Here is a 25,539-nt window from a genome sequence, read left to right as displayed (position 1 = left end):
ACCGAACCTCAGTTCTCCTAAAACAATAAAGGGTGGGTAACGGGATTCGAACCCGCGACAACTTGAGCCACAGTCAAGCGCTCTACCAAGCTGAGCTATACCCACCATGATGCAACAAATTCAGGAATTTCAACCTTGCATCATGGTGGCTCTGAGTGAAACGAAGAGCCTTCCCACAATGCAAAGAATAAGTAAAGGGCCTTACCAAAATGCAATAAATCTACAGCCTTTCCGCAATGAGCGCCAATTTCCGTTCTCTTGTCCAGCCTTTGATTTCAGCCTCTCGCTTCAAAGCTGCTTCCCTGGATGGAAAAATCTCATGATATAACAATTTAACGGGAATGCGGAATTTAGTAAACCGACAGCCATGACCACGGTTGTGTTGCCCTATTCTGACCTTAAGATTATTCGTAATCCCTGTATAGAACGACCCTTCTTTGCATTCAATAATATAAACATACCACATTTCAAGCTTGCCGCTTAGATCCTTCGCTTTGCTCAGGATTAAATTCGCAGACGGCCGAATACGGAAGCGCCTGGCCTATGATTTACTTTCGCTGGCGCTTCAGTAAATCATCTGCTCATTTAAACATTTTTTTGAATTCTTTCCCGATCGTCTCGAACTGCTCTCCTATCTTTTTATATTGTTCAATGGTTTCCTGAGGATGGGTCACAGCGGCTTGGATGCGGGATCTTAAAAACGAGCCCTTGATCTTCAAATTCTCAAACTTCGGATGATCGAGTTTCGTGGTGATGGAAAAATCGAAGACGGCCTTTCCTTCAGATGAAAGTATAGAATCAAAAGCCAGATACGTCAAATCTTTAATATCCGCCGGCTGTTGCTGCTCCCCCTCTGCCACGGGAGCCTCTTCCTTAAAGGCAACATCCGTCAATTCCGCATGGGTATCAACCTTAAGTTCGTTATGGACGGCCTTCATGGCGGCCTGCGCCTGCAAATGCCCTGACTCCAGGTCCTTCTGAAGATATTGCCGGTAATAGGGCGCCAGATACGTCAGATCAGCGTCCTTGAGGACCAAAACAGCATCGCAATCTTTCGGGAGCCAGTCTATCCAGCCGCTCCCTTGGAGCATCGCCACTGTCTCTTCTTTCGCCGTCTTAACGATGGCCGAGGTGTGGAACTGGATACGCATCGGCTGCGCCAAAGAAGCCTGCCTGGCGTCGAGATTAAGATCATCGACATAAAAGGTAATAGGGCCATCCTCCAGGCTCTGATCCACAAGCTCAATTCTCCCGTTCTTTAGGACGATCCGGCGCACGATGAAGCTTGACTGGGGTTTCTTGCGGTCGCCAGCTGGCGGCAAGCCGAGATCAAACGTGTCTTTACCTGTGCGCGTGACCTTGACGTAAGGCTCGTGGAAGACGATCCTGTCGAAAACCATGCCTACCGTGAATAAACCTGTGAAACCCGGGACAATGTCTACCCTTTTGACCTTGATCGTCTGGCCTATGGCGAGATCATCCATCTGCGCCGCGAGAGGCCAGGAAAACCTGATGGCCGAAGCGCTCACAGAAACCCCAAGGCTTTTTTCCAGCCTAGGCAGGATGATGCTACGGGCATTGGCCACGACGTAGGCAAGGCCGGCCACCGACACAAGGATGATGACGGCAAAAACAACTAAGATGATCTTGATCGTTTTTTTCATGGTCGAAATATGGTGCGCCCGGGCCGAATCGAACGGCCAACAACCGGCTTAGAAGGCAGGTGCTCTATCCAGTTGAGCTACGGGCGCAAAACAGGATATTTTGCACCGGCGCTATTCCGAATAAGCGCCGGGTGTATAACTTATCAATTTTTTCAACATCAAGGTCCGGGGCCAAATCGGCCTGCTCGCCTTATCCTCTGCGAAGAGGCTTGCGCACTCGGCTCGCGACGGCCTCATCGGCACCCGATAATTTTTTGCTTGTCAGAAAAACACACCGAGGTGTCGGCGCCGATTTTGGCCTGCTCGGCTTATCGCCTCGCAACGGCCTCATCGGCACCCGACAATTTTTTGCTCTGGCGCAAAAAATTGTCGGGGAGGTGGGATTTGAACCCACGACCTTTTGCTCCCAAAGCAAACGCGCTAGCCAAACTGCGCTACTCCCCGAAAACTACTTCTTCAAATACAAATTCCTAATAGCCCTCTTGCCTCTGCCTGTTTTAAAAAACTTCTCTCGTTTTAACGCAACAGAAACCGTGTCATATTCTTCCGCTCCGACTAAAATCCAAGGTCTCTTTCCCTTAGTGGCCAAGCTTTGAGACCGATTATGTTGCAATAATCTTTCTGCCACGTTTTTTGCAGAACCGACATAAAAAGTCCCATCTTTTTTGCTCTGCAAAATATATACAAACATCTATACCTTTGCAAGCTGAGTCCGCCACTAAATCTTTGGCGGACTTCGCTGTATAAGACATAAGGGTACTCAGCTACTCCCCGGATACCGTCATTTCAAGGTGGGGTTCATTGTATCATCCAAAAGGGGGTGTTTTCAAACACTTTCAAAAAGGTATGCTATAATAGCTTTTTAATCCGCCTCTGGCGGATTAACTCCGAAGCCTGCGCCAGTTCATTTTGAGAACGCCTCTGGCCCGTCCTCCGGCGGGACCAGGGCGTTTGTGAGCAAAATGAACAAGCGTTTAGGCGAGGAGCCAACGTTAATTCCTTATGAAAAAACGCTCCATAATACTTATTCTTTGTCTTGTCTTCATTGCCTTTTTGGCAGGGGGATTTTATTACATCAACAAGGTCCTTTTGCCTTCAGTCGTGCGCCAGAAGATCGTCCAGGGGCTTTCGGATTTCACAGCTTCCAAAGTGACCCTTGGGGGCCTGCGCCTCAATCTCCTGAAAGGCCTGGTGCTCAAAGACCTCGTCATTTACGACAAAGACACGCCTCAACAGCGCCTGGCCGAGATCAAAGAGCTCTCTGCCGGATTCCTTATCCTGCCGTCCTTCAAGGAAAAAAAGATCATCATCCCCTCTTTGTCCGTCAGGGAGGCGACGCTGACCATCGGCCGCCGCAAAGACGGCACACTCACCATCGCCTATCTCCTGGAGAAGATAAAACCGAAAAAAACGGACACGACGGCTTCCATGCCAAGCGTCATCGTCAGGCAGGTCAATCTCAAAGACAGTGCGATCCTCTGGACAGATGAGACCATCGAACCTGCGGCAACAGCCCGTCTCCGCCTTAAACAAGCGGAAGCGCGCCTGGGATTTAACAAAGCTATCCTTAGCGCATCAACCGAGATCATACGCGGCGATGCGACAACATACATCTCCATAGACGCAGACTATGCCTACGGCACAAAAAACTTGAGCGGCCGCATCGTCCTGCGCGATCTCGATATGGCGCGTTACCTGGATTACCTCCCAGGCGCGCCCTATGCGCCGACGCAAGGGTTCGTTGATACGCTCGAGGCGAGTTTTACCCTCCAGGAACAAAAAACCTTTTCGTCCCAGATCCAGCTGCGCTCCAAAAAGATCAATGCGGTATACCAGGATATCGCCGTGAGCGACGCCGAGATCAATGCAAACTTTTCCTTCTCCGTCCCGACGGACAACTGGTCGGCATGGCAAGGCAAAGGACAACTGGATGTCGTCCAGGCGGCCCTGCGCTCAACAGCGCCCCTCCAGGCAGAGGCCCGCATGACCGGCGCGCATGCCGACATCACCTGCGGTCAGGCTGTCATCGGCATTATCTCCGACTTTACCGTCGCAGACCTGCGAGGCCAAAGCGGAGACATCAAAGCAGCCGGCATCAATGCCTCTGTCCATGCGCAAATCGATATCCCGCGGCCCGACACGACAGATGTCAAAAATATCCCGCTGAAATACAAAGGCAGTCTGGACGTCACCTCCGGTACACTCAGCGGCCTGCCTTATGTCGGACAAATAAAAATCGCATCCCTTCAGGCATCTTTTGAAGAAAAGAATATCAGCCTGACCCAGATGAGCGCGGAAGTTCTGGGAACGACGATCACCGCCAGCGGCTCGCTCAAGGATAACGCTCTCAATCTCAAGGCCTCGGGAAAAATAGGACTCCAGACACTCCTGCCTGTCATCAAAGAATATTATGGCGGGCCCGTTACGGAACTCTCCGGCGAGGCTGACGCGACCATCCATATCCTCGCCGACCTCGCCCATAAAAAAACATCCTTTGAGGGAGACATCCTTCTGCAGGAACCCGTCATCGTCTTAGACGCCGCCAGTCCGCTCAAAGCTTCGGGCGGACGCGTGAGCTTCAATACGCAGGAAGAAAGAATCGCATGGCACCTGGAAGGCCTCTCTCTTCTGGGGCGGGCCTTTGACCTGGACGGCACATGGAAGGGCTTCCAAACATCTTCCTGTGTCGTGAAGGCGGCAGCGCAAGACATGATGCTGGAGGCCCACATCAACAAAACAAACAATGCTCTCGACATCCCTTCTTTAAAAATCTCCGTCAAGGATTCACAACTGGAAGGCTCCGGACAGTACGACCTGGCTACGGCCGCCTTTCATTTGAATGCCGGCGGCGACATCAATATCACAGACCTCAAAGAGTGGGTGCCGCAGAAGGCCGTCTTTGAAAAACCCGTCGACCTCAACGGCCTCTGCCATATCCAGCTCAATGCCGCAGGCCCGGCCAAAGAGTGGACATCCTGGAAGATCAACTCCAACATCACCAGCAAGGCCGTACACGTCAAAGGATTCACCATCAAAGACATCGCGCTCAACTATACGCAGACAGCCGGGCAGGGCCTTATCAATTTTCTGAACTTTACGGCCTACAACGGCCCGGCCGTCATCAAAGGCCGGCTGATCTTAAACACGCCCAGGCCCCGCTATTCAGTGACGGGCGAGATCAAAGACCTCGACCTGAACCTCCTCAAAAACGACATCCCGGACTTGAAAGGCAAGACTTTTTACGGCAAGCTCAGCCTCCAGGCCGTTGCCGATGGCGCAGGGACGGACCCGAAATCGATCAGCGGCCAGGGGCAGATCGTCGTGACGGACGGCAATATCTGGGAATTCAACCCGCTCAAGGGACTTGGAAGTTTCATCTTCATGCCGCGCTTCGATACTCTCTCATTCAGCCATGCGACGGGAGATTTCTCGATCAAAGACGGCTGGTTGATGACGGAAAATCTGGATCTGATGGGACAAGACGTGGAACTACTGGTCAAAGGAAGGATCGGCTTCGACGGGACGCTGGATCTGATGGCGGTCACTCAGGTCCCAACGACAGGCCCCGGACAATCCCCTATCGGGGATGTCATCAATACCGCAGGCGGCATGACGGCGATCAATATCACGGGCAACATCCAAAAACCGCAATACAAACTGCAACCCATCACCAAAAACATCTTCAATAAAATTCAAGACTTCCTCTCCAACATCGCGCCTTAAAATACACAAATTCCGAATTCCTGATATCTAATGCCGAATAAATACCGAATACCTCAATGACAAATTTTTTAGTCAACCCATATTCCCTGGCCTAAATGTTCCGGGTACCTCTAAGCAGCCACAACACTCTTGCGCCCTAAAGGGCGGAGCTTTAGGCCGCGCAGGGTCATTGGACAAATTTGGATTTATTTCGTCTTCGGATTTCGGAATTAGGCATTCCGTGAAAGGTATTCCAGGATCAACCGACGGGCTTTTTTAAGGGCGCGGAAACGATGGCTCATCGCATGCTTGACCTCCGGCCCAAGCTGGGCGAAGGTCTTGCCGAACTTCCCGATCAAAAACAAAGGGTCATAACCGAACCCGAACGTCCCTTTCGGCTCAAGCGCGATCGTGCCGGAACAGGAGCCGCTGACCACGCCGATCAGCCCCTGACCGTCGGCCAAGGCCACGGCGCAGCGGTAACGCCCACCCCTCTTCTTCAACGGCACACCTTTGAGTTCTAGCAGAAGCCTGCGGTTATTTTTGAGGTCGGTGGCGTCCTCGCCGGCGTAGCGTGCGGAATAGACACCGGGACGGTTATGCAACGCCTTGACTTCAAGACCGGAATCCTCGCCCAGGACCAGCTTGCGGGTGCAAAGGGCGATCGTGGCCGCCTTTTTGATGGCGTTCTGCTCGAAAGTCCTGCCGTCTTCGACGATGCGGGGCGCATCCGGATAATCTTCAAGGGACGTCACGCGCAGCGGCAAATCTTTCAAAAGCTCCCTGATCTCCTGGAGCTTTTTTTTGTTTTTCGTCGCCACCACAAGCTCTATCATCCGGGCGGGAAGTTTCACGTTATTGCACGTCTTTCAGCAGGTCTTTCTGCATCTCGATAAGCCGCGTAATGCCTTTTTGGGCCAGCCCCAGGAGCACATCCATCTGTTCCTTGGAAAACGGCTTGCGTTCCGCCGTGCCCTGGATCTCGATGAAGCTGCCGCTGGAGACCATGACGACGTTCATGTCGACTTCCGCTTTCGAATCCTCTTCGTATGTCAGATCCAACAGGGTGGCCCCGTCGACGATGCCGACGCTGGTCGCGGCGACGAAATCCGTGATCGGGATGCGCCGGATCATCTTGCGCTTTCTCATGACGTCGAGGCAATCGACCAGCGCGATAAAGCTCCCCGTGATGGACGCGGTCCTCGTGCCGCCATCGGCCTGGATGACGTCGCAGTCGAGGGTGATGGTCCTCTCCCCCAGTTCGCGCATGGCCACGGCCGTCCGCAGAGACCTGCCGACCAGCCGCTGGATCTCAAACGTGCGGCCGGATCTCTGCTTCTCGCGGTTGACGCGCGTCTCGCAGGAACGCGGCAGCATTCCGTACTCGGCCGTGACCCACCCTTCATTCTTACCCTTCAAAAAAAGCGGTACTGTCTCTTCGACGCTTGCCGAACAAATGACCTTCGTCTCGCCGACCTCGATCAAGCACGACCCTTCGGCGTGCTTGAGGAATTTACGCGTCACCTTCACCTTTCTCAACATATCCGTCGAACGGCCATCGGAACGATTCATCGTCTTGTCCTTTCGTGAATGGAAAAAATATCCCTGCCTCTTGCATCGATACCGACGATCAGAGGAAAATCCTTGACGGTCATCTCTACGACGGCCTCCGGACCCAGGTCTGCGTAACAGACAAGACGGGCGGACTTGACCTTTTTAGACAAAAGGGCTCCGGCACCGCCGGTCGCCAGAAAATAAACCGCCCCGTACTTGCGAATGGCGCGACGCACCTCCTCTGAACGACGCCCTTTGCCGATCATGCCTTTCAGGCCTGCTTTAAGCAGAGGCACGGTCATCTTGTCCATGCGGCTTGCTGTGGTCGGGCCGCAGGAACCGATCGCCCTGCCGGGCCTCATCTTTGTCGGACCGCAGTAATAAACAACACGGCCCCTGACATCGACGGGAGACCTTGTCCCTTTCTTGAGCGCCTCAACGATCCTCTTATGCGCCTGGTCTCGGGCCGTCAGGAGTTTGCCGGAAAACAAGACCTCATCGCCGGCCTGAAGGGACTTCAGGACAGAAAGATCCAGGGGTGTCGAAAGACGAATCATGTTAGGCCCTCCGCTATGCGGATTACCTGGCTCAATCGGATGAGCCAGTATGCCGTCCAGCGGGACGCACCCGCTTATCCTATTAAAGCGGGGTGCCGCTTTCTGCGGCATGCGGAGACCTACCCTTTCTGGGTTAGGTCCTCCTCTATGTGGCATGCGGAGACCTACCCTTTCTGGGTTAGGTCCTCCTCTATGTGGAATGCGGAGACCTGCCCTTTCTGGGCTAAAGGATTTCACTGGCGCTCCTTAAGACATGACAGCTGATATTGACACATACGGGGAGACCTGCGATATGAGTGGGATACAACAAGATATTGACGCCCAGGACCGTCGTCTTACCACCAAGCCCCATCGGGCCGATGCCCAGACGGTTGAGCCTTTGGATGAGTTCTTTTTCCATGCGCGCCACATGCGGGGCGCGGCTCCTCTTGTCAATGGGCCGCAAAAGCGCTTCCTTGGCCAACTGACAGGCGTAATCCGAGCTACCTCCGATGCCGACGCCGACGATATAAGGCGGGCAAGCGTCCGGTCCGGTATCTTTGACAGCCTCAACGATGAAATCCTCTATGTCTTTTGCATCGGCCGTGGGCGGCATCATCTTGAGCTGCGTCTTGTTCTCGCAACCGAACCCTTTAGGCAAGAGCGTCACCTTTAACCCTTTGCTACGGACAAACGACGTATGCACGATACACGGCCCGAAACCCGGTTTTCCCCGACGCAAAGGGTCTGCGACGATAGAATCCCTGAAGAAACCCTCTCGATACCCTCGGGCCACGCCTTCCTGCACGGCCCCTGTCACGTTAACACCGCTCACATCCACATCGGGGCCGATCTCGACGAAAACGACAGGCAGGCCGGTATCCTGACATAAGGCCAGGTTGTCGTGCCGGGCGACCTTCGCATTTTCAAGGAGCTCCTGCAGGATCCTGCGGCCCCGGGCCGAGGTTTCTCTGGCCGCCGCAGCCGAAATCGCGCGGCGCACATCGCCCCTAAGGCGGACATTGGCCTCCAAGACAAGACGACTGACGCATTCACGGATCGCCTGGGATGAAATCTTTCTCATCGCCCCCGATACTCCCTCGTCACGACGGTCGTGATCCCGCCCCTCGGATTAAAACGCGTGACGATCTTGGCCCAGCGCGGCCGGGCCGCCTTCACAAAATCATCCATCAGCTTATTGGCAAAATGTTCATGGAAGATGCCGACGTTACGGTAGAAGACCAAGTATTCCTTGAGCGATTTCAGCTCGACGCAGACCTCGGCGGGGACATAGTCGATCAGGATCACCGCGAAATCCGGCAGGCCGGTCTTCGGACACATGCACGTGAATTCCGGGATCTCGATATGGACGGCAAAACGCTTGTCCGGGTATTGATTCTTCCAGACCTCGATCTCCGGCGTCTTTAGGCGACGTATGTGATTTTGCAGATTTTCGTAAGACGATTTTTTCATGTTTCCTTCCTATGGACGAAGTCCTATAGCTATTTAACCCCTGCCAGCTTATGGGCCTGGGAAAGGATATGCACGGAATTCACGCCGCGCTCGGCAAGAAGCCGTTTGAAAGCCTCCATCTTCTCTAAAACATTAGGCCCCATGTCCTGCCATACCGGCTGCAGGACAACAGGGATGCGGCCGCTGAAAGAAGCCAAGATAACAGATGAGGCAACGATATCTTGCGCCTGCGTCGATAAACCGACGACGATCTTGACAAAGGCGTCTTTCGCGGCGGCAAGCTCCAGAAATTTCTTGTGCTCATCCCAAAAAGGCTTCTGCCCGCCGCTGGAAGGCAGCTTGATATCCATGGCCACGATGTCCACATTGTCGCGCACCAGAGAAAATTCCCGCCACAGCGTACCGTTCGTCTCCAGGTATATCTTCGGCCGGTCCTGGCGCAACAAAGGTAAAAACGAAACAAGGAACTCCGCCTGGACTAGCGGTTCGCCCCCCGTCAAAGATATGGAATGGCAGCCGTCGTAAGCGGCGATCTGGCGGCGTAGACTTTCCGCCGTATATTCCCTATAATGCGTCAAAGGCGTATCACAAAAAGAACAGGACAAATTACAGCCATAGAATCTGATAAAGACCTGCCGCTCACCCGTATAGAGGCCTTCCCCCTGGATACTCTCGAATATTTCAGCAATCTTTGCCTTCATGACAACGCCGGATCCTTCATCCCGGCCTCTTTGAAACCTTTGGCCCTCAACAAACAGCTGTCACAGCGGCCGCAAGGCCTGGCCGCACCCCGGTAACACGACCACGTCAACTGGTAAGGAACACCAAGCTTTGTCCCCAGCCTGATGATCTGCGATTTTTTCATGTGCAAGAGCGGCGTTTCGATCCTGATGGGCGCGCCCTCCACCCCGCTCTTGGTCGCAAGCCTCGCCAATCCCTGCCAGGCCCGGTAATACCGCGGCCGGCAATCCGGATACCCGGAATAATCCAGGGCATTGGCGCCGATGAAAATACGGCGGGCACCGATGCTCTCGGCGAACGACAAAGCAAAACTCAAAAAGATCGTATTGCGCGCCGGAACGTACGTCAACGGGATGCCGTGCGTCGTCTTGCCGCCCTGCGGCAGCGGCTTTGAACGGTCCAGCAACGCCGACCCTCTCCAGGGCAATCTGATCCCAAGCACCTGCGCAGGACAATCCAGCCGGCGCGCGATCGCCAGCGCCCGCCTCACTTCTTTGCCGTGGCGTTGACCGTAGCGAAAAACAAGGGCATGGACGTCGTAACCTCTCGCTTTGGCCAGATACAGCGCCGTCGCAGAATCAAGCCCGCCCGATAAAAGCACAACGGCTTTCTTCATGGCTCGCGATAAGAAGCAAAGGTCGTCTCCGTCTCCCAGACCTTGACGGCCTCCAGAAGAACAGAAGAACCGTTCATCCGCTCTTTCATCTTGCCGTAAATGATCTTGGCGATATTTTCCGACGTCGGATTCTTCTTTTTGAAATAAGACAGGGTGTTGAGATATTTATGGTCGAAAAGGGCCAGAACCTCTTTGAGCTTGCTTTTGATGAGCGTAAAATCCTCCACCATGCCGATCTTATCCAGGAGCGCCGAACGCAGGATGACCTCGACTTTCCAGTTATGGCCGTGCAGCGCCTCGCACTTGCCTTGGTAGCCCCGCAGGTTGTGTGCTGCGCTGAAATTCATAGAAACGCAAACTTCATACATGGTTTGTTCTCTCAACAAACTCCTGCTTTCTTGACGTCCTTGAGTTTTTCGCCCAGGAATCGGCTGGCGACATTGGCAAAGATCGCCACCTCATCGCTGACGAAATATTCGCGCGTCGATTTCTTTTTGTTCTTGCTCAAAAGCCCCTCCTGGATCAAGACCTGGCGCACCTCCTGCGCCACCTGCTGGGCGGAATCGATCAGGCGGACGCCGCGGCCCATGATCGCATGGATCTTAGGCTTGAGCAGCGGGTAGTGGGTGCACCCCAAAATCAGGGTATCGATATTCTTCCCCCTTAAAGGCGCCAGATACTTATGCGCCACATGCAGGGCGATATCGTCATTCACCCAGTCCTCCTCGACGATCGGCACAAACATGGGGCAGGCCTGGCTGAAGACCTTGATCTTGTTGTCCAGGCGCTTGATCTCCTGCTCATAGGCGCCGCTGTTGATCGTGGCGCGCGTGCCGATGACGCCGACCCTGCCGTTCTTGGTGGCGTAAACCGCCTCTTTGGCGCCGGGGAGGATCACGCCGATGATCGGGATCTTGAAATGCTGGCGGATCACGGGAAGCGCCAGACTCGACGACGTATTGCAGGCGACCACGATCACCTTGACATTCTTCTGCAGGAGAAAGAGCGTGTTCTCCAGGGAAAACTTGATGATCGTCTCGCGGGACTTGACGCCGTAAGGCACGCGGGCGGTATCGCCGAAATAAACGATGTCCTCGTGAGGCAAAAGTTTGAGGAGCTCTTTGACGACGGTCAAGCCGCCGATGCCGGAATCAAATACGCCGATCGCTTTGTCCATTAATTTTGCCCCTTTTTTTAGGTTATTTCATCGCAAAATTAGGCCCTCCGCTATGTGGATGACCTGGCTCAATCGGAAGAGCCAGTATGCCGCTTTCTGCGGCATGCGGAGACCTACCCTTTCTGGGTTAGGTCCTCCTCTATGTGGAATGCGGAGACCTACCCTTTCTGGGTTAACCCCGAGCGTGCGCCGAAAATTTTTCCGGCTCGCCCTGGAAAAATTTTCAAGCGTTAACGCAAGGGGCAAGATTTATTCCTTAACCTTGCCCTTTCCGTTTTCCCCTGCAAATTTCTTATTCCGACCCTTCTGCATAAATCTTGAATCTCATGATCCCCGCTGCGATACTCTCTGCCATGCGCTTGCGGTATTGAGGATCGCACAGCTTCCTTTCGCCTTCCCCGTTGGAAAGATATCCAATCTCCACCAGAACCGACGGGATATAAGCCCCTTTAAGAACGGCAAACCCTGCGCCTTTGACACCAAGCATTTTCAGGTTCATGGAAGCTGAGACGACATCGCCGAGATGCTGGGCCAACTCGATCGACTCCTTGCGATTCTCCGTCTGGATCATGTCCCACAGGATCGCCTTTAAAGATATGGATTCGAAGAAATCCGCGTCTTCCAACTCCAGCGGCGCATTCTCCGCCGCCGCCAATGCCCTGGCATTATCGTCAACGGCAGTGCTCAGATAATAGACCTCAAATCCTTCGATCCAGCGGGACCTGGTGGCATTGGCGTGAATGCTGACAAAGATATCGGCCTTTTTGCTCCCCGCGATCTTCGGCCTTTCGGCAAGGGGGATGAACCGGTCGTCGTCACGCGTCAAGTAAACCACAACACCGCACCGCTGCAGTTCTTTTTGCACTTTTTTGGCGACATCCAAAACGACATCTTTCTCGCGCAGGCCGTTCTTACCGATGGCCCCGGGATCCTTGCCGCCGTGTCCTGGATCCAAAACAACAACCCTGACCGGCCTCAAGAAAATCCCCTTCTCCTTTCCGGCCTTCGCTGCGACAGGACAAGGCACGGGGATCAGATAGGAACGCACTTCAACAGGCGCCCAAACAACGCTATCCTTCAAGACCACAGGCCGGGAGAGCCGGATCGGCGCATTTCCCAAGATAGCCCGGTCGCTGCCAACCAAAAGCTCAAGCGTCTTGTTGTCTTTCTTGAGGATAAGGACCTGGCTCAAAGGGTCGTAATCCCACGTTACGCCGTCTGCCTGGCACATCTCCATTACCGGGAAATAGACGGTACTATGAATGACTTGCGTCGTATAAGGAAATTTTGACGTCGTGGCGCAGCCGCCTGCCAACAAAAGCAACGCGCACACAAAAAAGAATTTATTTTTCAAACCGTTCTCCCTCATTCTGCCCGTCACGTTTTAAATCTTCCGAGAGCCGACGGATCCAACCGAAAGAAAAAATTACGGGCGTTTGAACAAAAAGAAGCCTTCATCTCAAAAGAATATCTCTGGCGATACCAAGACGGTGGCGCAGCGACAGGCTTCTATAGATACACATAGCGTAATGCAATATCCAGCCCGCAAAACCCAAGACGGGAACGCCCAGGACCGTCCCGCAGGCGCGAAAATTCGCCATCGGCACCAGGTATCCCAAATCCACCGGTCTGTACGCTTTAAGCTTCTTACGGCCCGCGCACAACCGCAGAATATTTTCGGCAGCCAGGTGCCCCTCATTGAGCGAAAACTGGACGGCCATGCGCAAGGCCCTGCCTTTTTTCATAAAGGCCGCCGCGTCGCCCGCGGCAAAAGCCCCTTCGGCAAAACTCAGGGTCTTGCCAACCTTCAGGCGCCCCTGCGGGTCCTGCTCAGAAGGCAGGCGGCGCACAAAGCCGGGAGTCTGCACACCCGCGGCCCAGATAAGAAGGCAATCATCGATCCGAAGACCATTGGATAACGTCACGCTGCTCTCTGTCCTCTGACTGATGGAGGCGCCGACATGAAGCTGGATGCGCAAACGGCACAGGTTGAGACGGCAATAATCCCTCATCCACTCCGGCAGGGCCGTAAGAATATCTTCCTGGCGCTCGACCACATGAATGTTGTACTTCCTGATCCTGTGCCGCCTCAAAAACCTGGCGATATTCGTGGCGATCTCGATACCTGTATAGCCGCCGCCGACGATCAAAAACTTCTTCTGCGGATACGTGACCACCGTATTTTGGATCATGGCGGCATCGTCGGCCGAATCCAGCTTCAGGGCGTGCTTTTCTATTTCGACGGCGCCGTAAAAATTAGTCACAGACCCGCAGCACACCAAGAGATATTCGTATCCCAGCGCGTGGCCGTCTTTGAGACGGACCTCGCGGGCCGCCATGTCCACGGACGCCGCTTCGCCATTCTCAAAATTCACCCCCAGTCTTTCAAGGTATTCCGCCACATCAAGGACCGCGTGGTCGCGGACGATGCGGCCGCCGAGCATGTCCGGAAGGATAGGCAGAAAATCAAAAGTCCTCTTGGCGTCAACGAGGATGACGCGGCGACCGCCCAGGGCTCTTCGATGCCTGGAAAAAACCCTGGCCGCTTCCAAGCCGGCAAATCCGGCCCCGATCACAACGATATCTCCCACGGAGAACTCCCAGGTACCCGGGTCATGAAATCCTGCCGGCCCCAAACGTTATGTATTCAGGGCCAACACAGGGTAAACCCTGTTGGAAAGGACTCTATCCTTTCCAACGAAAAAACGGACACAATGCTTTTACTCCGTACAGTTGCCTTGAAATAATCCCACCCAAAGACGCGGCTTTCTATAACGGGGTAAACTATATGATATTATACTTCCAAAAGCTTTGCAAGAGTATTGCGGCCGCCGGCCTTTTGTGCTACATTGAATCCCGTCAGAGAAGCCAAACACAGGACTGCATTCAATCAGAATAGTCCATGATTTGTGGTGAAAATCACGGAACCGCTTCAGCAAGAATTAGTTAAGTCTGTTCAAAATGTTTCTTGTCCAGCTAGATCTAACTGGACCTGTCTCTAAGGGGATAAGGCGTCTATGCTGGTTCGTGCACGCTAGTAAACCCCGTTAGAGAACTTCGTTCTCTAACGGGCTAAATCAATGATAGAAGGATACTTAAACAAAATCAATGCAGGGATCCGGCGGGTACTGGATGAAGCCAACCGGCACTACCGGCTACGCCAGGTCTCGGACCATCTTTTCGCCTTCACGAGGGAATTCGTCCTGCGCAAAGGCAAGCGCATCCGCCCCCTCCTCTTTGTCTTAAGCTACAAAGGATATGCCGCAAGACCCGCACGCGACGATGATTCCCTCTTTACTTCTGCCGCCTCGATTGAGCTCCTGCACGATTATATGCTGATCCATGACGACGTCATCGACAATTCCAGTCTGCGGCGAGGCAAACCGACACTCCACAAAATGTTCGACCATAAACTTCACCTTCCCGACAAAGCCAGGATCGGCAAGGACCTGGCGATCGTGGCCGGAGATATCCTCTTCGCTTTGGCCATCGCCTCGCTGACGTCGGTCAAGGAAGACTGCCGACGCAAAGAAGAAACCTTGAAAAAACTCGCCGAAACAGCGGCCTACACGGGCGCAGGAGAATTCATCGATATCGTCTCCGGCCACCAGGACATCGATGATTTGACGCAGGGCCGCATCCTTTTAAACTACACCCTCAAGACGGCGCGCTACACCTTTGAGTGTCCGTTGCTCATGGGCGCGATCCTCGCAGGTGCGCCGGCGGCACAACAGAAAAAACTCTCTCAACTCGGCCTGGCCGCAGGGCAGGCCTTCCAGATCTACGACGACATCCTTGACCTTTTCGCCACGCAGGACGTCATCGGAAAACCCGTCCTGACAGACCTCAATGAATCCAAAAAAACCCTTCTGGTCTTCAAGGCCTATAACGGCCTCTACGGGAAATCCCGCGCCCAACTGCGCCGTATCCTCGAAAAGGACGACAAGACGCTCGCCGATCTCGACGTCCTGCGCCGCCTGATCGTCTCCAGCGGATCCTATGCTTCGTGCCTGGAAAGGATGAAAAAACTCCAGAAAAAAGCCATGCGCCTCTGCGACGAACTGAAAATGAAAAAGGCACACCGAAAGGCGCTGGGCTCCGTCATTGAAAAGCTCTCGCCTTCCCGCATGCCTCTTGAACTTCCCCGCTCTTGACCTCCAAAAACCGCCTCTAAAACCTACACCTTCTTGATCTTACGGGGCCGACAAAGATACTGAGGCGCCAACGCCAACCGGCCGCACGAATTACAGATGTAGCTCAACCTCTTTAACTTGGCGTCGCACATATGCCGCGCATCCATGATCAGCGAACCGCACCAATTGCATGTCTCGTCTTTGGCCTTCAGCGGTGCGCACAAGTGGCCGTGATCCCTGACGCTCTTGCCGCATGTCTTGCAACTCTTCTTTGCTCCTGCCGCCATAGCCCCTCCCCTCGCCGGCCCTCTTATGAAATACCGCCCCTTATGCCACAACGGGCAAAAACAGCATTTCCTGAGAACCCGTATATTCGATCTTGACGATCTTCCAGCCGGATGTTTCCTTGCGCCAGGAGGCGATAAGCTTCCCGGCATCATAATAGATCTGGCCGCTGCCGCCGCTTTTCTTAAACAGGCAGCGATAGGCGATCTGTGTCGTCGCCTCCGGGCCCTGGACCTCTGTTTTTAATGCTTTGATCTCGACCTTAAAAGGCTTGTAGTCCTTAAAGGCATCTGCCGCGATCTTGAGGACCGAGGCCTTGTCGTTACCATATTCATCTTTATACGACGCCGAAAGGACCCGCCCGTAACGTGCCGGCTCGTTTCTTTCGACGCCCAGCACGGCGGCATAAACGGTGCGCCGGATCTTCGCCTCGTCGTTTTCCTGCAGAAAAGACACCAACGCATAGCCGATCACAGCCAGGAAAGCGACGCCGAAAATAAAACGGCCGGGATGCTTCAACACGGACACGCCTTTCTCTTCACCGGGAAATCTCAATGATCTTGTATTTCAAAATTCCCGCCGGGACCTGTATCTCGACCGTCTCACCCGCCTTGCGGCCCAACAAGGCCTTACCGATAGGCGATTCGATCGACAGCTTGTTCTGTGTATAATCCGCCTCGGCCGGAGAGACTAGCGTGTAGGCGCTTTCTTCTTTGGTATCCTCGTCCCGCAATTTGACGCAGGCGCCGATATAGACCTTGTCCGTCGGGATGTTCTCATTCTCGATGATCCTGGCGCGCGACAGCTTGTCCTCGAGTTCGACGATGCGCTTTTCCAGATGGCCCTGCGCCTCCTTAGCGGCGTCGTATTCGGCATTCTCAGACAAATCTCCCATCGCGCGCGCCTTGGCGATCGCTTGAGAGATCTCGCGGCGCTTCGTGGTCTTCAAAAATTCCAACTCCTCGCGGAGCTGCTCATAGCCTTTCTGCGTCAAAAAAACATCTTCCATCGTTTTACCCTCTATTTCCCTGCCGGCCTCTGCAAAAGAAAGTTTTCACTCGACGAGATGCCCCACTTTTTGCGGCGAGATGATGATTTCGATGCGGCGGTTCAGGCGGCGCCCCTCCTTGGTCTCATTGGACGCCCTGGGCCGGTACTGGCCGAATCCCGACGCCGACAGGCGCAAGGGATCAACGCCTTTTTGTTTAAGATATTCGACAACGGCCAAGGCGCGCGCAAAAGAAAAATCCCAGTCCGATTTCCACTCGAAGACCGCCAGAGACTGGTTATCCGTATGACCTTCCACATAAATATAATTCTCCGGGAAATGCCCGGCCGCGACGCTGAATATTTTGTCCAGGAACGCTTTCCCCTCGTCGCTCAAGCTGGCGCTGCCGGAGATAAACAGTTTTTCGGAGGCGATCGTGATCACCAGTCCGCGGTCGGAGACCCTCAGCCAGATATTCCCGGCGGCGATGTCATCGGCCAGGGCCTTTTCAAAGATATCCGCCCCCTGGACGAATTGTCTGACATCCAGGTGCTTGAGGTTGCGGTACAGCGTCAATTCTTTCTTGAGCTCTGCGTTCTCTTTCTTGGCCAGCTCGAACTTCTGAGCCAGGGCCTCATAAGCCTGCGCCTGGCTCTGTTTCGGCCGGCCATGGGCGCATCCGCCGCATGTCGCAAGAAAAACTGCAAGGGAAAAAAGAAATAGGCGCTTCATCTGCCTCTCATACGGCTCTTTGGAACAAACAGTTCATCTTCGTCCCGAATGGTCCTGCAGGATCCCCTGCATGGCGACCTCTTCCAGGCGCCGCCTGAACTCCTTGAGGTGCCTGCGGCCAAGGCGCTCGACGATAAGCCGCTCGACCGCTTTCAGCTTCAGACGCAAGAAAACATACTCGAACTTCAAAGACCCGGCTTCCGAAAACTTCAGCTTGCGGGCGTCATCGGCCTTTTGCGCGATATATGTTTTCCACTCTTCGACAAAAGGCCCCACGCCGCAACGCAAGTCTTTGTCCAACGACGCCGCGTCCCGTTCCAGAAAAGCCGCAATCCGTTCATCCAACACCAATTGCGTAAATTTCCTGTCAATGCGATCGGCATCTTCCCTGATGGTCTTATATAACCAGAAAAGATATCTTTTGTAAAGAGATTCCCTGTCCTGGACACTCAGTTCCATCGCTTGTTTCTTCATCGGAGCCGGATCACCTCCTCTCGAGTTCATATATTCCGGTCAACACACCGAAGCGATCATTTTTAAATGATGATACCTGCGGGCGATGTCCCGGCCCGTCACCCGGCAGCTGCGCTCCACGCCGAAGCCTTCCACATTGAACGACGCCATGATCGTGCCGTAGGTGATCGCTTTTTTGACGGCGACCGCGTCGATCTTGCGGCGGCTCGCCAGATATCCCATGAACCCCCCCGCAAAGGTATCCCCCGCCCCCGTCGGATCTATGACTTTCTCCACCGGATAAGCCGGAAGGCAATAAAGAAAATCCTTGCAGAAAACGATGACGCCATGCTCCCCCTTTTTGATGACGACGATGGGCGCGCCCATGCGACGCAGCGTCTTGGCCGCCGCAAACAAGTTCGTCTCTCCCGAGAGGCTGCGGGCTTCCGCGTCGTTGGCGACAAAGATGTGAACATCTTTGAGCAGCCGGACAAGAGACCTCTTTTTGTGATCGATCCAATAGTTCATGCTGTCGAGGCCCACCAAGCGAGGAGAATGCATGTGCGATAACAGGTGCCTCTGGATGTCAGGGTCGACATTCGCCAAAAAGATATTATCGATCAACCTCTGGTGCTCGGCGATCCTCGGCTTGAAAAATGAAAGCACGCCCAGCTCGGTGCTCAACGTCAGGGCGGCGTTTAAATCGCCGCGATACTCTCCCTCCCAGCGGAACGTCCGCCCTTTTTCGACGGTCAAAGACGTCAGGACCACGCCCTTGCGGCGCAGGAATTCCATATGTTTCTTGGGAAAATCGGAGCCGACGATGGCGACAAGGTTCACTTGCGTAAAATGGTGCGCCCCCATGGAAAAATGCACGGCAGACCCTCCCAGCATTTCCCGGCGGGCCCCTGAAGGCGTACGAACCGTATCCAAAGCTGTTGTCCCCAAGACAAGTATGCTCATTAATTTTGCTCCTTTTAGAAACTTCCTTGCAAAATTAGGCCCTCCGCTATGTGGAATGCGGAGGTCTACCCTTTCTGGGTTAATCCCGAGTCTGCGCAGACAATTTTTCCGAGTGGCCGGCTAGCGAAGATAGCCAGGCCCTCCTGGAAAAATTGACAAGCGTTGAGACGAGGGATAAACGTTTATTCCTTCATTCTGCTCCTTTTAGAAACTTCTTCAATGATGCGCTTTCCGCTTAAACCTCAACACCCAGCCGACGACCAAGGAAAAAAGGATAAAATTCACGATACTGTAGGTCTTAAAAACGATGTCATCCGACCGCAAAGCTGCAGGCAGCATGGCGATCAGGCATATCCATACACCCAATGCCCAAGAACGGCTGAAATCCTCGGCCGATCGCCTCTTATGGATCTTGATAATCAAAGGAATGTTCCACAGAGGAAGAACGACGGCGGCGATCAAGGCTATCGTCTTCATGGATTCCTTTTATGCCTGCGGCCCGGGGCGTGATGACAAAGCAGATGATAATAAGGCGCCACTCGGCCGTCCTCCAGGGGAAATTCCCGGCAGTAACGGGGCCGGATCGGATAAATCCTGCAGCGCATATTCTTGTCTTGAAAAACGCACCTCTTGTCCCTGACGATCGTCGAAAAGACAAACCCGGATGGAGATCTCTTGTCGGCGCGAAGATAACGGAACCACGGTTTGGCCAGACCCAATGGTCGATTCCGGAGCTGTTTTAGGATCCGCGCCGCCTCGAACAGATCAACCTCAACGCCGTCACGGCAACAACGCCCAAAACCGCAGGCACGACATATTACCCCATGCCGCATCTTGTGTTTCATCTTCGTTATCCGCTTCTTGAAATTATGCTAAAGGGACTTCCGTATACCCCTTATCTCCGATGTTCATCAAGGAGATCCTGGAAGGCACAATGACGATCAGGATGAAGGCCGGATCTTCGGGCCCTGAAAAAAACTGCCTGAGCATCATCTGCTTATTCCACAATTCTTCTTTCAATGCCTGCTCCTGGCTGACAGAGGCCTTGCCTTCTATGCGGCAATGGCTGAGCTTCCTATCGACAAAACAAACCTCGACCTTAGGGTTCTTGGCGATTTGGCCGATCTTCTTTGTAGCTGGAAACGTCGCCGCCAGCAATCTGCCGTCATCCCCCATAACAGGCATCATCGCCCTCACCCGCGGCTGGTCTGCATCGCATGTCGCCAGGTATCCCATCCCGGCCTCAAAGATCATCTGTCGAATAATATCTAAAGACATACATAACCTCCTTGATTTTGTCTATACCAAGGTTCTTACCTTACAAAATCAACCCTGCGGCTACGCAGGAAATTTCCGCCGGATGGCCGTCCTGGCCGGCTGCGCCAGGCCGACGGCCTAACCCTGGCAATAAATTTTCGAGTGTTTAGGCGAGGAGTGACGTTTATTTCTTAATTTCGCTACGCTTGCCTATATTCCTGTATCAACTCTGCCGCAATCGCCACGGCGATCTCTTCCGGCGACTCGGCGCCGATATCAAGGCCTATAGGTGTATGGACCTGCTTCAACCGTGCCGGACTGAATCCCAGGCGGCGCATCTGGCTAAAGATATGCGCGATCTTGGCACGACTGCCGATCATCCCGATATAACCAGCTTTGCTCTTCAAGGCCAAGCGTAACGCGACGGCATCGTGAAGATGGCCGTGCGTCACGATCACGATGGCCGTCGCCTCATCGATAGCAGCCTTCGGCAAAGCAACCTCATAACGGCCGCAAACGACGTGATCAACATGAGGAAACCGGCTCCGGGAAGCATATTCTTTACGGTTATCGACGACCGTCACCTCGTATCCCAGAAGCTTGGCGATCAAAGACAGGCTCAGCCCGATATGGCCGCCGCCGGCGATAACCAAATGCCGGCGCGGAGAGACAACATCATAGTAAATGCTGACCTCGCCGCCGCAAACCTGGAGGCCGTCGCCCTTCTTCAAAGAATAAGTTTTGAGAAACGACATCTTCTTTTTTAGAGCGGCCGAAGCATCGCCGATCGCCAGTTTTTCAAGACTGCCGCCCCCCACCGTGCCAAAGGTGGCCGCGTCGTCACAAACAAGCATCCGCGCGCCGATCTTGCGGGGAGACGACCCCGAAGAAGCGACAACGGTCGCGACCACGCACGACCGGCCGCGGCGCGAAATCTCAAGAATCCTGTTGATTATCTCATGCATTGTTTTAGAATGAACTTATGGTTTCCTGTATTGTGCTTGCTGCAGGGGCCAGCAGCCGTTTCGGCTCTCCAAAGCCGCTCACCCGCCTCCACTCCCGGCCGCTGATCTCGTTCCTATCGGAACAACTGCTCAAAACGCAGCTGGGAGAGATCCTTGTCGTCCTCGGCGCCGATGCCGACGCTATCCGCCCTTGTGTTTGCCGTGATCCCAGGATCAAATGCATCTTCAATGAAAGTTTCACCCGCGGGCAGACGTCATCGTTCAAAAAAGGATTGACGGCCGTCTCGGCTGATACCGAAGGCGTCCTGCTGCTTCCCGCCGATACGCCCTTCGTCCTGCCCGAGACCATCGACACGATCGTCGAGACGTTCCTAAAAAACCCTTTTCCGATCTTGGTACCGACCTATAAAGGCCGAGGGGGCCATCCGCCCGTCTTTTCGAAAACCCTCTTTGCGGAATTCGCAAAACTGAGCGACGAAGCGCCCCTTTCGACCGTCCAACAGATCCACGCCTCCGAGATCCTCAAACTCCCCGTCTGCGACGAGGGAGTCGCCCTGTCTTTTAATACACCCCTCGAATTTGAAAAGATCAGAAACAAAACTTCACTCGGCGGCTGATTTCCGCCGGCGTCTTTCCTTAATGCCTGCCGCTTCTAGCCGCGCGTCCTACTCCTGCTTTTTGTTCTTGATATCTTTCAGGGCCGCCAGGACCTTCTGGGGCGTGATCGGCAGATCCTTGATCTGGACACCGACGGCGTCGTAAATGGCATTGGCGATGGCCGCGGCCGTCGGCAAGAGCGAAGCCTCTCCCATCCCCTTGGCGCCGAACGGCCCCTGGGGATCGTTGGTCTCGATAAAAACAGATTCTATCGGGATCATCTCCGTGGAGCGCGGAATACGGTATTTGGAAAAAGAAGGGTTGACGACGCGGCCTTCCTTGAACTTCAAATCTTCGTAAAGCGTATATCCCAGGCCCATGACGATAGACCCTTCGATCTGCCCGTGGACACTCGCCGGATTGATGGGATAGCCGATGTCGTGGACATCATACATTTTCAACACCTTCACCCGTCCCGTCTTCGTGTCGACCTCGACTTCGGCGATCTGGGCTTCAAAACCATAGCTGCCGGAGATATTCCCCTCTCCCGTGCGGAAATCAATGGGCGTTGTTTTGGGATTATAGCTGCCCCGGCCGATGATGAGACGGCCATAATTGAAGGAATAGCATAAAACCACCGCCTGGTCGAAAGAAAGAAGCATCTTTCCGCTCTTTTTATTGACCACCTGTTCGTCCTCGATATCCAGATCCTGGACGCCGAGCTTTAATTCCTGCGCGACAACCTCCAGGATCTGACGTTTGGCGTCGGTGGCTGCGTTCTTGGTGGCATTGCCTGAGATGAACGTCACGCGGCTGGCAAAACTCCCCGTGTCAAAAGGCGTGATCTCGGTATCGGCCGCCTTGATGCGGATCCTCTCATAGGCCACACCCAGTTCGTGCGCCGCGATCTGCGCCATGGCCGTATCCGATCCCTGGCCCGTATCCGCCGCGCCCGTAAAAAGATATACCGATCCATCCTCCTCCACCTTGATGATGGAACCGGCGGATTCATGCGACTTGTACATCTTGGACCCCATGACGTCCGCCGCGATACCGATACCGATGCCGCGCAAGACACCGGGTGACGTCTCTTTTTTGGCGCCGTACTTCTCTCTCCATCCGGAAATCTCGGCCGCCTTCCTGATACAATCCTTGAGGCCGTTGGAGGAAATGATCATCTTGTTGATCGTCAGCGTATTAGGATCCGTCGTATTCTTGAGGCGAAACTCGACAGGGTCCATGCCGATGCCGCGCGCCAGCATGTCCATGTGCGACTCGATGGCAAAACCCGACTGCACGCCGCCGAAACCACGGATGGCGCCGGAGATCGAATTATTTGTATAAACGCGTGAACCAAAGAGTCGGATATTCTTCAACTGATAAACCATCATGAAACGCATGATCCCCGCTGCGATGACCGTCGGGCCGTAGCTGCAATACGCCCCGCCGTCGGCAATGACCTCGCCGGTGATCGCCATGAGGGTCCCGTCTTTCTTGACCCCTGACTTCAGCTTATAGATCATGGGGTGTTTGCGCCGCGTGCAGGAAAAAACCTCCTGTCTCGTGCACATCATCTTGACCGGCGCGCCGCCGCACTTTTTGGACAAGAGGCAGGCGCAGAAATCCATGGGGAACATCTCAAGCTTACCGCCGAACCCCCCGCCGACGTTCAATTTGATGACGCGGATATCCGCCTCCTGCATCTTGAGCGTTTTGGCCATGGCCTCCCGGATCTTGAAGGGCGCCTGCGTCGACGACCAAAGCGTGATCCTGTCCGTCGACACCTCATACTGCCCGATGCAAACGTGAGGTTCCAGCGCCGCATGCGCCGCGCTCGGCAGGACAAACACATCCTCGTGCACGTAATCCGATTCCCTAAGGGCGCGGTCGGGGTCGCCGAAGCAGACCGGCAGCATGACGCCGATGTTATTCCTCGCCGCATGGATCTGCGGCGCCCCCGGTTTCATCGCCGCCACCGCATCAAAGACCGCCGGCAGGACCTCATATTGAACATCGATCAAGGAAAGGGCCTGCTCAGCTGTCGCCTCGTCTACGGCCGCAACCGCAGCGATCTCATCGCCGATATAACGGACCTTCTCGAATTCCAGGGGATATTGGTCGACGGTATAAGGAAAGAAATATTCATTGGAGCCAAACTTGATCTTCGGCGTGTCCTCAGCCGTCACGACCGCCCGCACGCCTGGGAGCTTTTCGGCTTTTGAAGTGTCGATCTTGACGATCCGGGCGTGCGCATGGGGACTGCGCAGCATCTTGCCGACAAGCATGCCGGGGAACTTGAGGTCAAAGACATACGTCGCCTCTCCCGTCACCTTCTGACGCGCATCGATGCGAGGCACGCTTTTCCCTACGGGGCTCGTCGTCTTCATGAGGTCTTCTTCATCTTTTGGGCCGCAGACAAAACAGCATTGATGATACGCACATAACCCGTGCAACGGCAGAGATTGCCGTCCAGGGCATGGGCGATCTCTTCTTTTGTCGGCAAAGGACAACGATCCAAAAGGGATTTGGATGCCAAGACCATGCCCGGCGTGCAGAAGCCGCATTGGACAGCGCCTTCGTCGATAAATGCCTGCTGGATGGGATGCAGAGACGACCCTTGGGTCAGCCCTTCGATGGTCATGATTTTTCGACCCTCGGCTTCAACGGTCAACATCAGGCAGGACAAGACGTTCTTTCCGTCCGCCAGCACCGTGCAGACGCCGCAATCGCCCTCCAGGCAACTGTATTTCGTACCCAGGAGCCCCAAACGGTCCCGCAACGTCTCGATCAGAAGCTCTCCGTCGGGAACATCCAGACAAAATACCTTGCCGTTAACATCCAGGGTTACAGTTTTCATGTTTGTTTGAATTTGCCGATCAACAATTCCAGATCGGCGCAGAGACAATGCAGGCGGTAGTCATCGAGCTTGCTCTGCTGTAGATCGCCCCGAAGCGCCTCTGCCGCCTCCGCAGCCTTCCACTTTTTGATGTCCGTCGTCTCAAAATAAGACGCCGTCCCCGCCAGGCGCACGGGCCGCGAGAGCGTCGTATTCACGATACAGCGTACGTCTTTGACCGCATCTGCCTGCCGCCGGGCCGCAAAGGCGATAGCGACAATAGGGACATCCACTTCTATAGTCTGTGTATGGCGGAAATAAACTCCGGTCAGGCCGCTCTTGGGCAAAACGATTTCCGTCAAGATGCCTCTGGCCTCCTGGCCCGTCAGGGCGAGAAAGTCTTCGATGGTTAATGTCTTTTTTGTTTTGACGCCGGACCAGGCCGCTTTGGCGCCGAGCGCCATGAGGACGACGGGCAGGTCGACCCAGAAGAAACGGCTCGCCACGTTGCCGCCGATCGTCGCCATATGGCGTAAAGGGGTGGTCGCCGCACGGGCCGCAGCTTCGGCCAAAACCGCAAAATGCTCACGGATGACGGGAGACGATGCAATCTCGGCCAGCGTCGTCATGCTGCCGATCGCCGTCTCCCTTGCCGTATCCCTGATGCCGTGCAACGGTGCAATCTTCCTGAGACCGATGACATCTGTCGGATAAGCGGCGGTTTTTTTAAGGGTATTCAACACAAAGGTTCCGCCGGCCAAAACGACCGGTTTTTCACACTTGCGCAAGAGTGCCAGCGCCTCGTCAACGGAAACAGGTGCGTGATAACGAAAATCCTTTAATATCGGCATATCGCTATGGCCTCAT

The 25,539-nt window shown here is 54.4% G+C and carries 30 protein-coding genes and 3 tRNA genes; 3 read left to right on the top strand and 30 right to left on the bottom strand.

Annotated elements, in window-relative coordinates; all coding sequences use genetic code 11:
* Positions 1–31: 31 nt before the first annotated feature.
* From BU251_RS01640 to BU251_RS01615, 6 genes are all read right to left on the bottom strand, one after another.
* Positions 32–105: transfer RNA gene (locus BU251_RS01640), tRNA-His, on the bottom strand.
* A gap of 115 nt (positions 106–220) precedes the next feature.
* Positions 221–466 carry a GIY-YIG nuclease family protein gene (locus BU251_RS01635; protein WP_128699163.1) on the bottom strand — a complete coding sequence of 82 codons (246 nt, stop codon included), beginning with the start codon at positions 464–466 and terminating at the stop codon, positions 221–223.
* A 115-nt stretch (positions 467–581) separates the two neighbouring features.
* Positions 582–1,664, bottom strand: coding sequence for a DUF748 domain-containing protein (locus BU251_RS01630; protein ID WP_128699162.1), 1,083 nt, complete (start codon positions 1,662–1,664; stop codon positions 582–584).
* Between the two features lie 10 nt (positions 1,665–1,674).
* Positions 1,675–1,751 (bottom strand) — tRNA-Arg (locus BU251_RS01625).
* 282 nt (positions 1,752–2,033) lie between these two features.
* Positions 2,034–2,108 (bottom strand) — tRNA-Pro (locus BU251_RS01620).
* Between the two features lie 4 nt (positions 2,109–2,112).
* On the bottom strand, positions 2,113–2,355 hold the full coding sequence (locus tag BU251_RS01615) for a GIY-YIG nuclease family protein (RefSeq protein WP_128699161.1): 243 nt from the start codon (positions 2,353–2,355) through the stop codon (positions 2,113–2,115).
* Between the two features lie 311 nt (positions 2,356–2,666).
* On the opposite strand from BU251_RS01615, the gene BU251_RS01610 reads away from it, so the two are divergent.
* Complete coding sequence (locus tag BU251_RS01610; protein ID WP_128699160.1) at positions 2,667–5,387, top strand: DUF748 domain-containing protein; 2,721 nt, start codon at positions 2,667–2,669, stop codon at positions 5,385–5,387.
* 209 nt (positions 5,388–5,596) lie between these two features.
* On the opposite strand, the gene rdgB is transcribed toward BU251_RS01610, so the two are convergent.
* From rdgB to BU251_RS01555, 11 genes are all read right to left on the bottom strand, one after another.
* Positions 5,597–6,202: an RdgB/HAM1 family non-canonical purine NTP pyrophosphatase gene (gene rdgB / locus BU251_RS01605; protein ID WP_128700937.1), complete on the bottom strand. Its 606-nt coding sequence runs from the start codon at positions 6,200–6,202 to the stop codon at positions 5,597–5,599.
* Between the two features lie 19 nt (positions 6,203–6,221).
* Complete coding sequence (gene rph / locus BU251_RS01600; RefSeq protein ID WP_128699159.1) at positions 6,222–6,938, bottom strand: ribonuclease PH; 717 nt, start codon at positions 6,936–6,938, stop codon at positions 6,222–6,224.
* Positions 6,935–7,477 (bottom strand): FumA C-terminus/TtdB family hydratase beta subunit, encoded by a 543-nt coding sequence (locus tag BU251_RS01595; RefSeq protein WP_128699158.1) that lies wholly within the window; start codon positions 7,475–7,477, stop codon positions 6,935–6,937. The genes rph and BU251_RS01595 overlap by 4 nt, the downstream gene beginning before the upstream one ends.
* Before the next feature lie 223 nt (positions 7,478–7,700).
* Positions 7,701–8,540 (bottom strand): fumarate hydratase, encoded by an 840-nt coding sequence (locus BU251_RS01590; RefSeq protein WP_128699157.1) that lies wholly within the window; start codon positions 8,538–8,540, stop codon positions 7,701–7,703.
* The gene (gene queF / locus BU251_RS01585) at positions 8,537–8,929 is read right to left on the bottom strand and encodes a preQ(1) synthase (RefSeq protein ID WP_128699156.1); all 393 of its coding nucleotides are present in this window, start codon (positions 8,927–8,929) and stop codon (positions 8,537–8,539) included. Before queF ends, BU251_RS01590 begins: the two co-directional genes overlap by 4 nt.
* A gap of 29 nt (positions 8,930–8,958) precedes the next feature.
* Positions 8,959–9,630, bottom strand: coding sequence for a 7-carboxy-7-deazaguanine synthase QueE (locus tag BU251_RS01580; protein ID WP_128699155.1), 672 nt, complete (start codon positions 9,628–9,630; stop codon positions 8,959–8,961).
* Positions 9,627–10,286, bottom strand: coding sequence for a 7-cyano-7-deazaguanine synthase QueC (gene queC, locus BU251_RS01575; protein WP_128699154.1), 660 nt, complete (start codon positions 10,284–10,286; stop codon positions 9,627–9,629). Before queC ends, BU251_RS01580 begins: the two co-directional genes overlap by 4 nt.
* Positions 10,283–10,654 (bottom strand): 6-carboxytetrahydropterin synthase QueD, encoded by a 372-nt coding sequence (gene queD / locus BU251_RS01570; protein WP_128699153.1) that lies wholly within the window; start codon positions 10,652–10,654, stop codon positions 10,283–10,285. The genes queC and queD overlap by 4 nt, the downstream gene beginning before the upstream one ends.
* 11 nt (positions 10,655–10,665) lie before the next feature.
* Positions 10,666–11,463 carry a glutamate racemase gene (gene murI / locus BU251_RS01565; RefSeq protein ID WP_128699152.1) on the bottom strand — a complete coding sequence of 266 codons (798 nt, stop codon included), beginning with the start codon at positions 11,461–11,463 and terminating at the stop codon, positions 10,666–10,668.
* A gap of 292 nt (positions 11,464–11,755) precedes the next feature.
* Entirely contained in the window at positions 11,756–12,817 is a 1,062-nt protein-coding gene (locus tag BU251_RS01560; RefSeq protein WP_164908809.1) for an N-acetylmuramoyl-L-alanine amidase, read from the bottom strand.
* Positions 12,818–12,917: 100 nt separating this feature from the next.
* Positions 12,918–14,054: an NAD(P)/FAD-dependent oxidoreductase gene (locus BU251_RS01555; protein ID WP_164908808.1), complete on the bottom strand. Its 1,137-nt coding sequence runs from the start codon at positions 14,052–14,054 to the stop codon at positions 12,918–12,920.
* Positions 14,055–14,543: 489 nt separating this feature from the next.
* Between BU251_RS01555 and BU251_RS01550 the strand changes: the two genes are divergently transcribed.
* Positions 14,544–15,617 carry a polyprenyl synthetase family protein gene (locus BU251_RS01550; protein ID WP_128699149.1) on the top strand — a complete coding sequence of 358 codons (1,074 nt, stop codon included), beginning with the start codon at positions 14,544–14,546 and terminating at the stop codon, positions 15,615–15,617.
* A gap of 23 nt (positions 15,618–15,640) precedes the next feature.
* Here the strand turns inward: BU251_RS01550 and BU251_RS01545 are convergent, their stop codons facing one another.
* The 10 genes from BU251_RS01545 to BU251_RS01500 form a co-directional block, all read right to left on the bottom strand.
* Positions 15,641–15,883, bottom strand: coding sequence for a hypothetical protein (locus tag BU251_RS01545; protein WP_128699148.1), 243 nt, complete (start codon positions 15,881–15,883; stop codon positions 15,641–15,643).
* Between the two features lie 40 nt (positions 15,884–15,923).
* Positions 15,924–16,403, bottom strand: a complete 480-nt coding sequence (locus BU251_RS01540) for a hypothetical protein (protein WP_128699147.1) — start codon at positions 16,401–16,403, stop codon at positions 15,924–15,926.
* A 16-nt stretch (positions 16,404–16,419) separates the two neighbouring features.
* The gene (gene greA, locus BU251_RS01535; protein ID WP_128699146.1) at positions 16,420–16,890 is read right to left on the bottom strand and encodes a transcription elongation factor GreA; all 471 of its coding nucleotides are present in this window, start codon (positions 16,888–16,890) and stop codon (positions 16,420–16,422) included.
* A 45-nt stretch (positions 16,891–16,935) separates the two neighbouring features.
* Positions 16,936–17,601 carry an OmpA/MotB family protein gene (locus BU251_RS01530; protein ID WP_128699145.1) on the bottom strand — a complete coding sequence of 222 codons (666 nt, stop codon included), beginning with the start codon at positions 17,599–17,601 and terminating at the stop codon, positions 16,936–16,938.
* Between the two features lie 33 nt (positions 17,602–17,634).
* Positions 17,635–18,075, bottom strand: coding sequence for a hypothetical protein (locus BU251_RS01525; protein ID WP_128699144.1), 441 nt, complete (start codon positions 18,073–18,075; stop codon positions 17,635–17,637).
* 39 nt (positions 18,076–18,114) lie between these two features.
* Positions 18,115–19,017, bottom strand: coding sequence for a PfkB family carbohydrate kinase (locus BU251_RS01520; RefSeq protein ID WP_128699143.1), 903 nt, complete (start codon positions 19,015–19,017; stop codon positions 18,115–18,117).
* A gap of 216 nt (positions 19,018–19,233) precedes the next feature.
* Positions 19,234–19,494, bottom strand: coding sequence for a hypothetical protein (locus tag BU251_RS01515; protein ID WP_128699142.1), 261 nt, complete (start codon positions 19,492–19,494; stop codon positions 19,234–19,236).
* Positions 19,491–19,862 (bottom strand): YkgJ family cysteine cluster protein, encoded by a 372-nt coding sequence (locus BU251_RS01510; protein WP_128699141.1) that lies wholly within the window; start codon positions 19,860–19,862, stop codon positions 19,491–19,493. Before BU251_RS01510 ends, BU251_RS01515 begins: the two co-directional genes overlap by 4 nt.
* Positions 19,863–19,884: 22 nt before the next feature.
* Positions 19,885–20,295, bottom strand: coding sequence for a pyridoxamine 5'-phosphate oxidase family protein (locus tag BU251_RS01505; protein WP_128699140.1), 411 nt, complete (start codon positions 20,293–20,295; stop codon positions 19,885–19,887).
* Positions 20,296–20,474: 179 nt separating this feature from the next.
* The gene (locus BU251_RS01500; RefSeq protein ID WP_128699139.1) at positions 20,475–21,239 is read right to left on the bottom strand and encodes an XdhC family protein; all 765 of its coding nucleotides are present in this window, start codon (positions 21,237–21,239) and stop codon (positions 20,475–20,477) included.
* Between the two features lie 17 nt (positions 21,240–21,256).
* Between BU251_RS01500 and BU251_RS01495 the strand changes: the two genes are divergently transcribed.
* Positions 21,257–21,856 (top strand): nucleotidyltransferase family protein, encoded by a 600-nt coding sequence (locus BU251_RS01495; protein WP_128699138.1) that lies wholly within the window; start codon positions 21,257–21,259, stop codon positions 21,854–21,856.
* A 48-nt stretch (positions 21,857–21,904) separates the two neighbouring features.
* Here BU251_RS01495 and BU251_RS01490 read toward each other — a convergent pair whose 3' ends face one another.
* The 3 genes from BU251_RS01490 to BU251_RS01480 are packed head-to-tail and all read right to left on the bottom strand — an operon-like array spanning position 21,905 to position 25,523.
* A complete protein-coding gene (locus tag BU251_RS01490) occupies positions 21,905–24,223 on the bottom strand; it encodes a xanthine dehydrogenase family protein molybdopterin-binding subunit (RefSeq protein WP_128699137.1) in 2,319 nt (772 codons plus the stop codon).
* Complete coding sequence (locus BU251_RS01485) at positions 24,220–24,693, bottom strand: (2Fe-2S)-binding protein (RefSeq protein WP_128699136.1); 474 nt, start codon at positions 24,691–24,693, stop codon at positions 24,220–24,222. The genes BU251_RS01490 and BU251_RS01485 overlap by 4 nt, the downstream gene beginning before the upstream one ends.
* Positions 24,690–25,523: an FAD binding domain-containing protein gene (locus BU251_RS01480; protein WP_128699135.1), complete on the bottom strand. Its 834-nt coding sequence runs from the start codon at positions 25,521–25,523 to the stop codon at positions 24,690–24,692. The genes BU251_RS01485 and BU251_RS01480 overlap by 4 nt, the downstream gene beginning before the upstream one ends.
* Positions 25,524–25,539: the final 16 nt, after the last annotated feature.

The sequence above is a fragment of the Candidatus Velamenicoccus archaeovorus genome, assembly GCF_004102945.1.
Classification (GTDB): domain Bacteria; phylum Omnitrophota; class Gorgyraeia; order Velamenicoccales; family Velamenicoccaceae; genus Velamenicoccus; species Velamenicoccus archaeovorus.
Note: the sequence above shows the minus strand (reverse complement) of the source record. Positions and strands in the feature narration are given on the sequence as shown.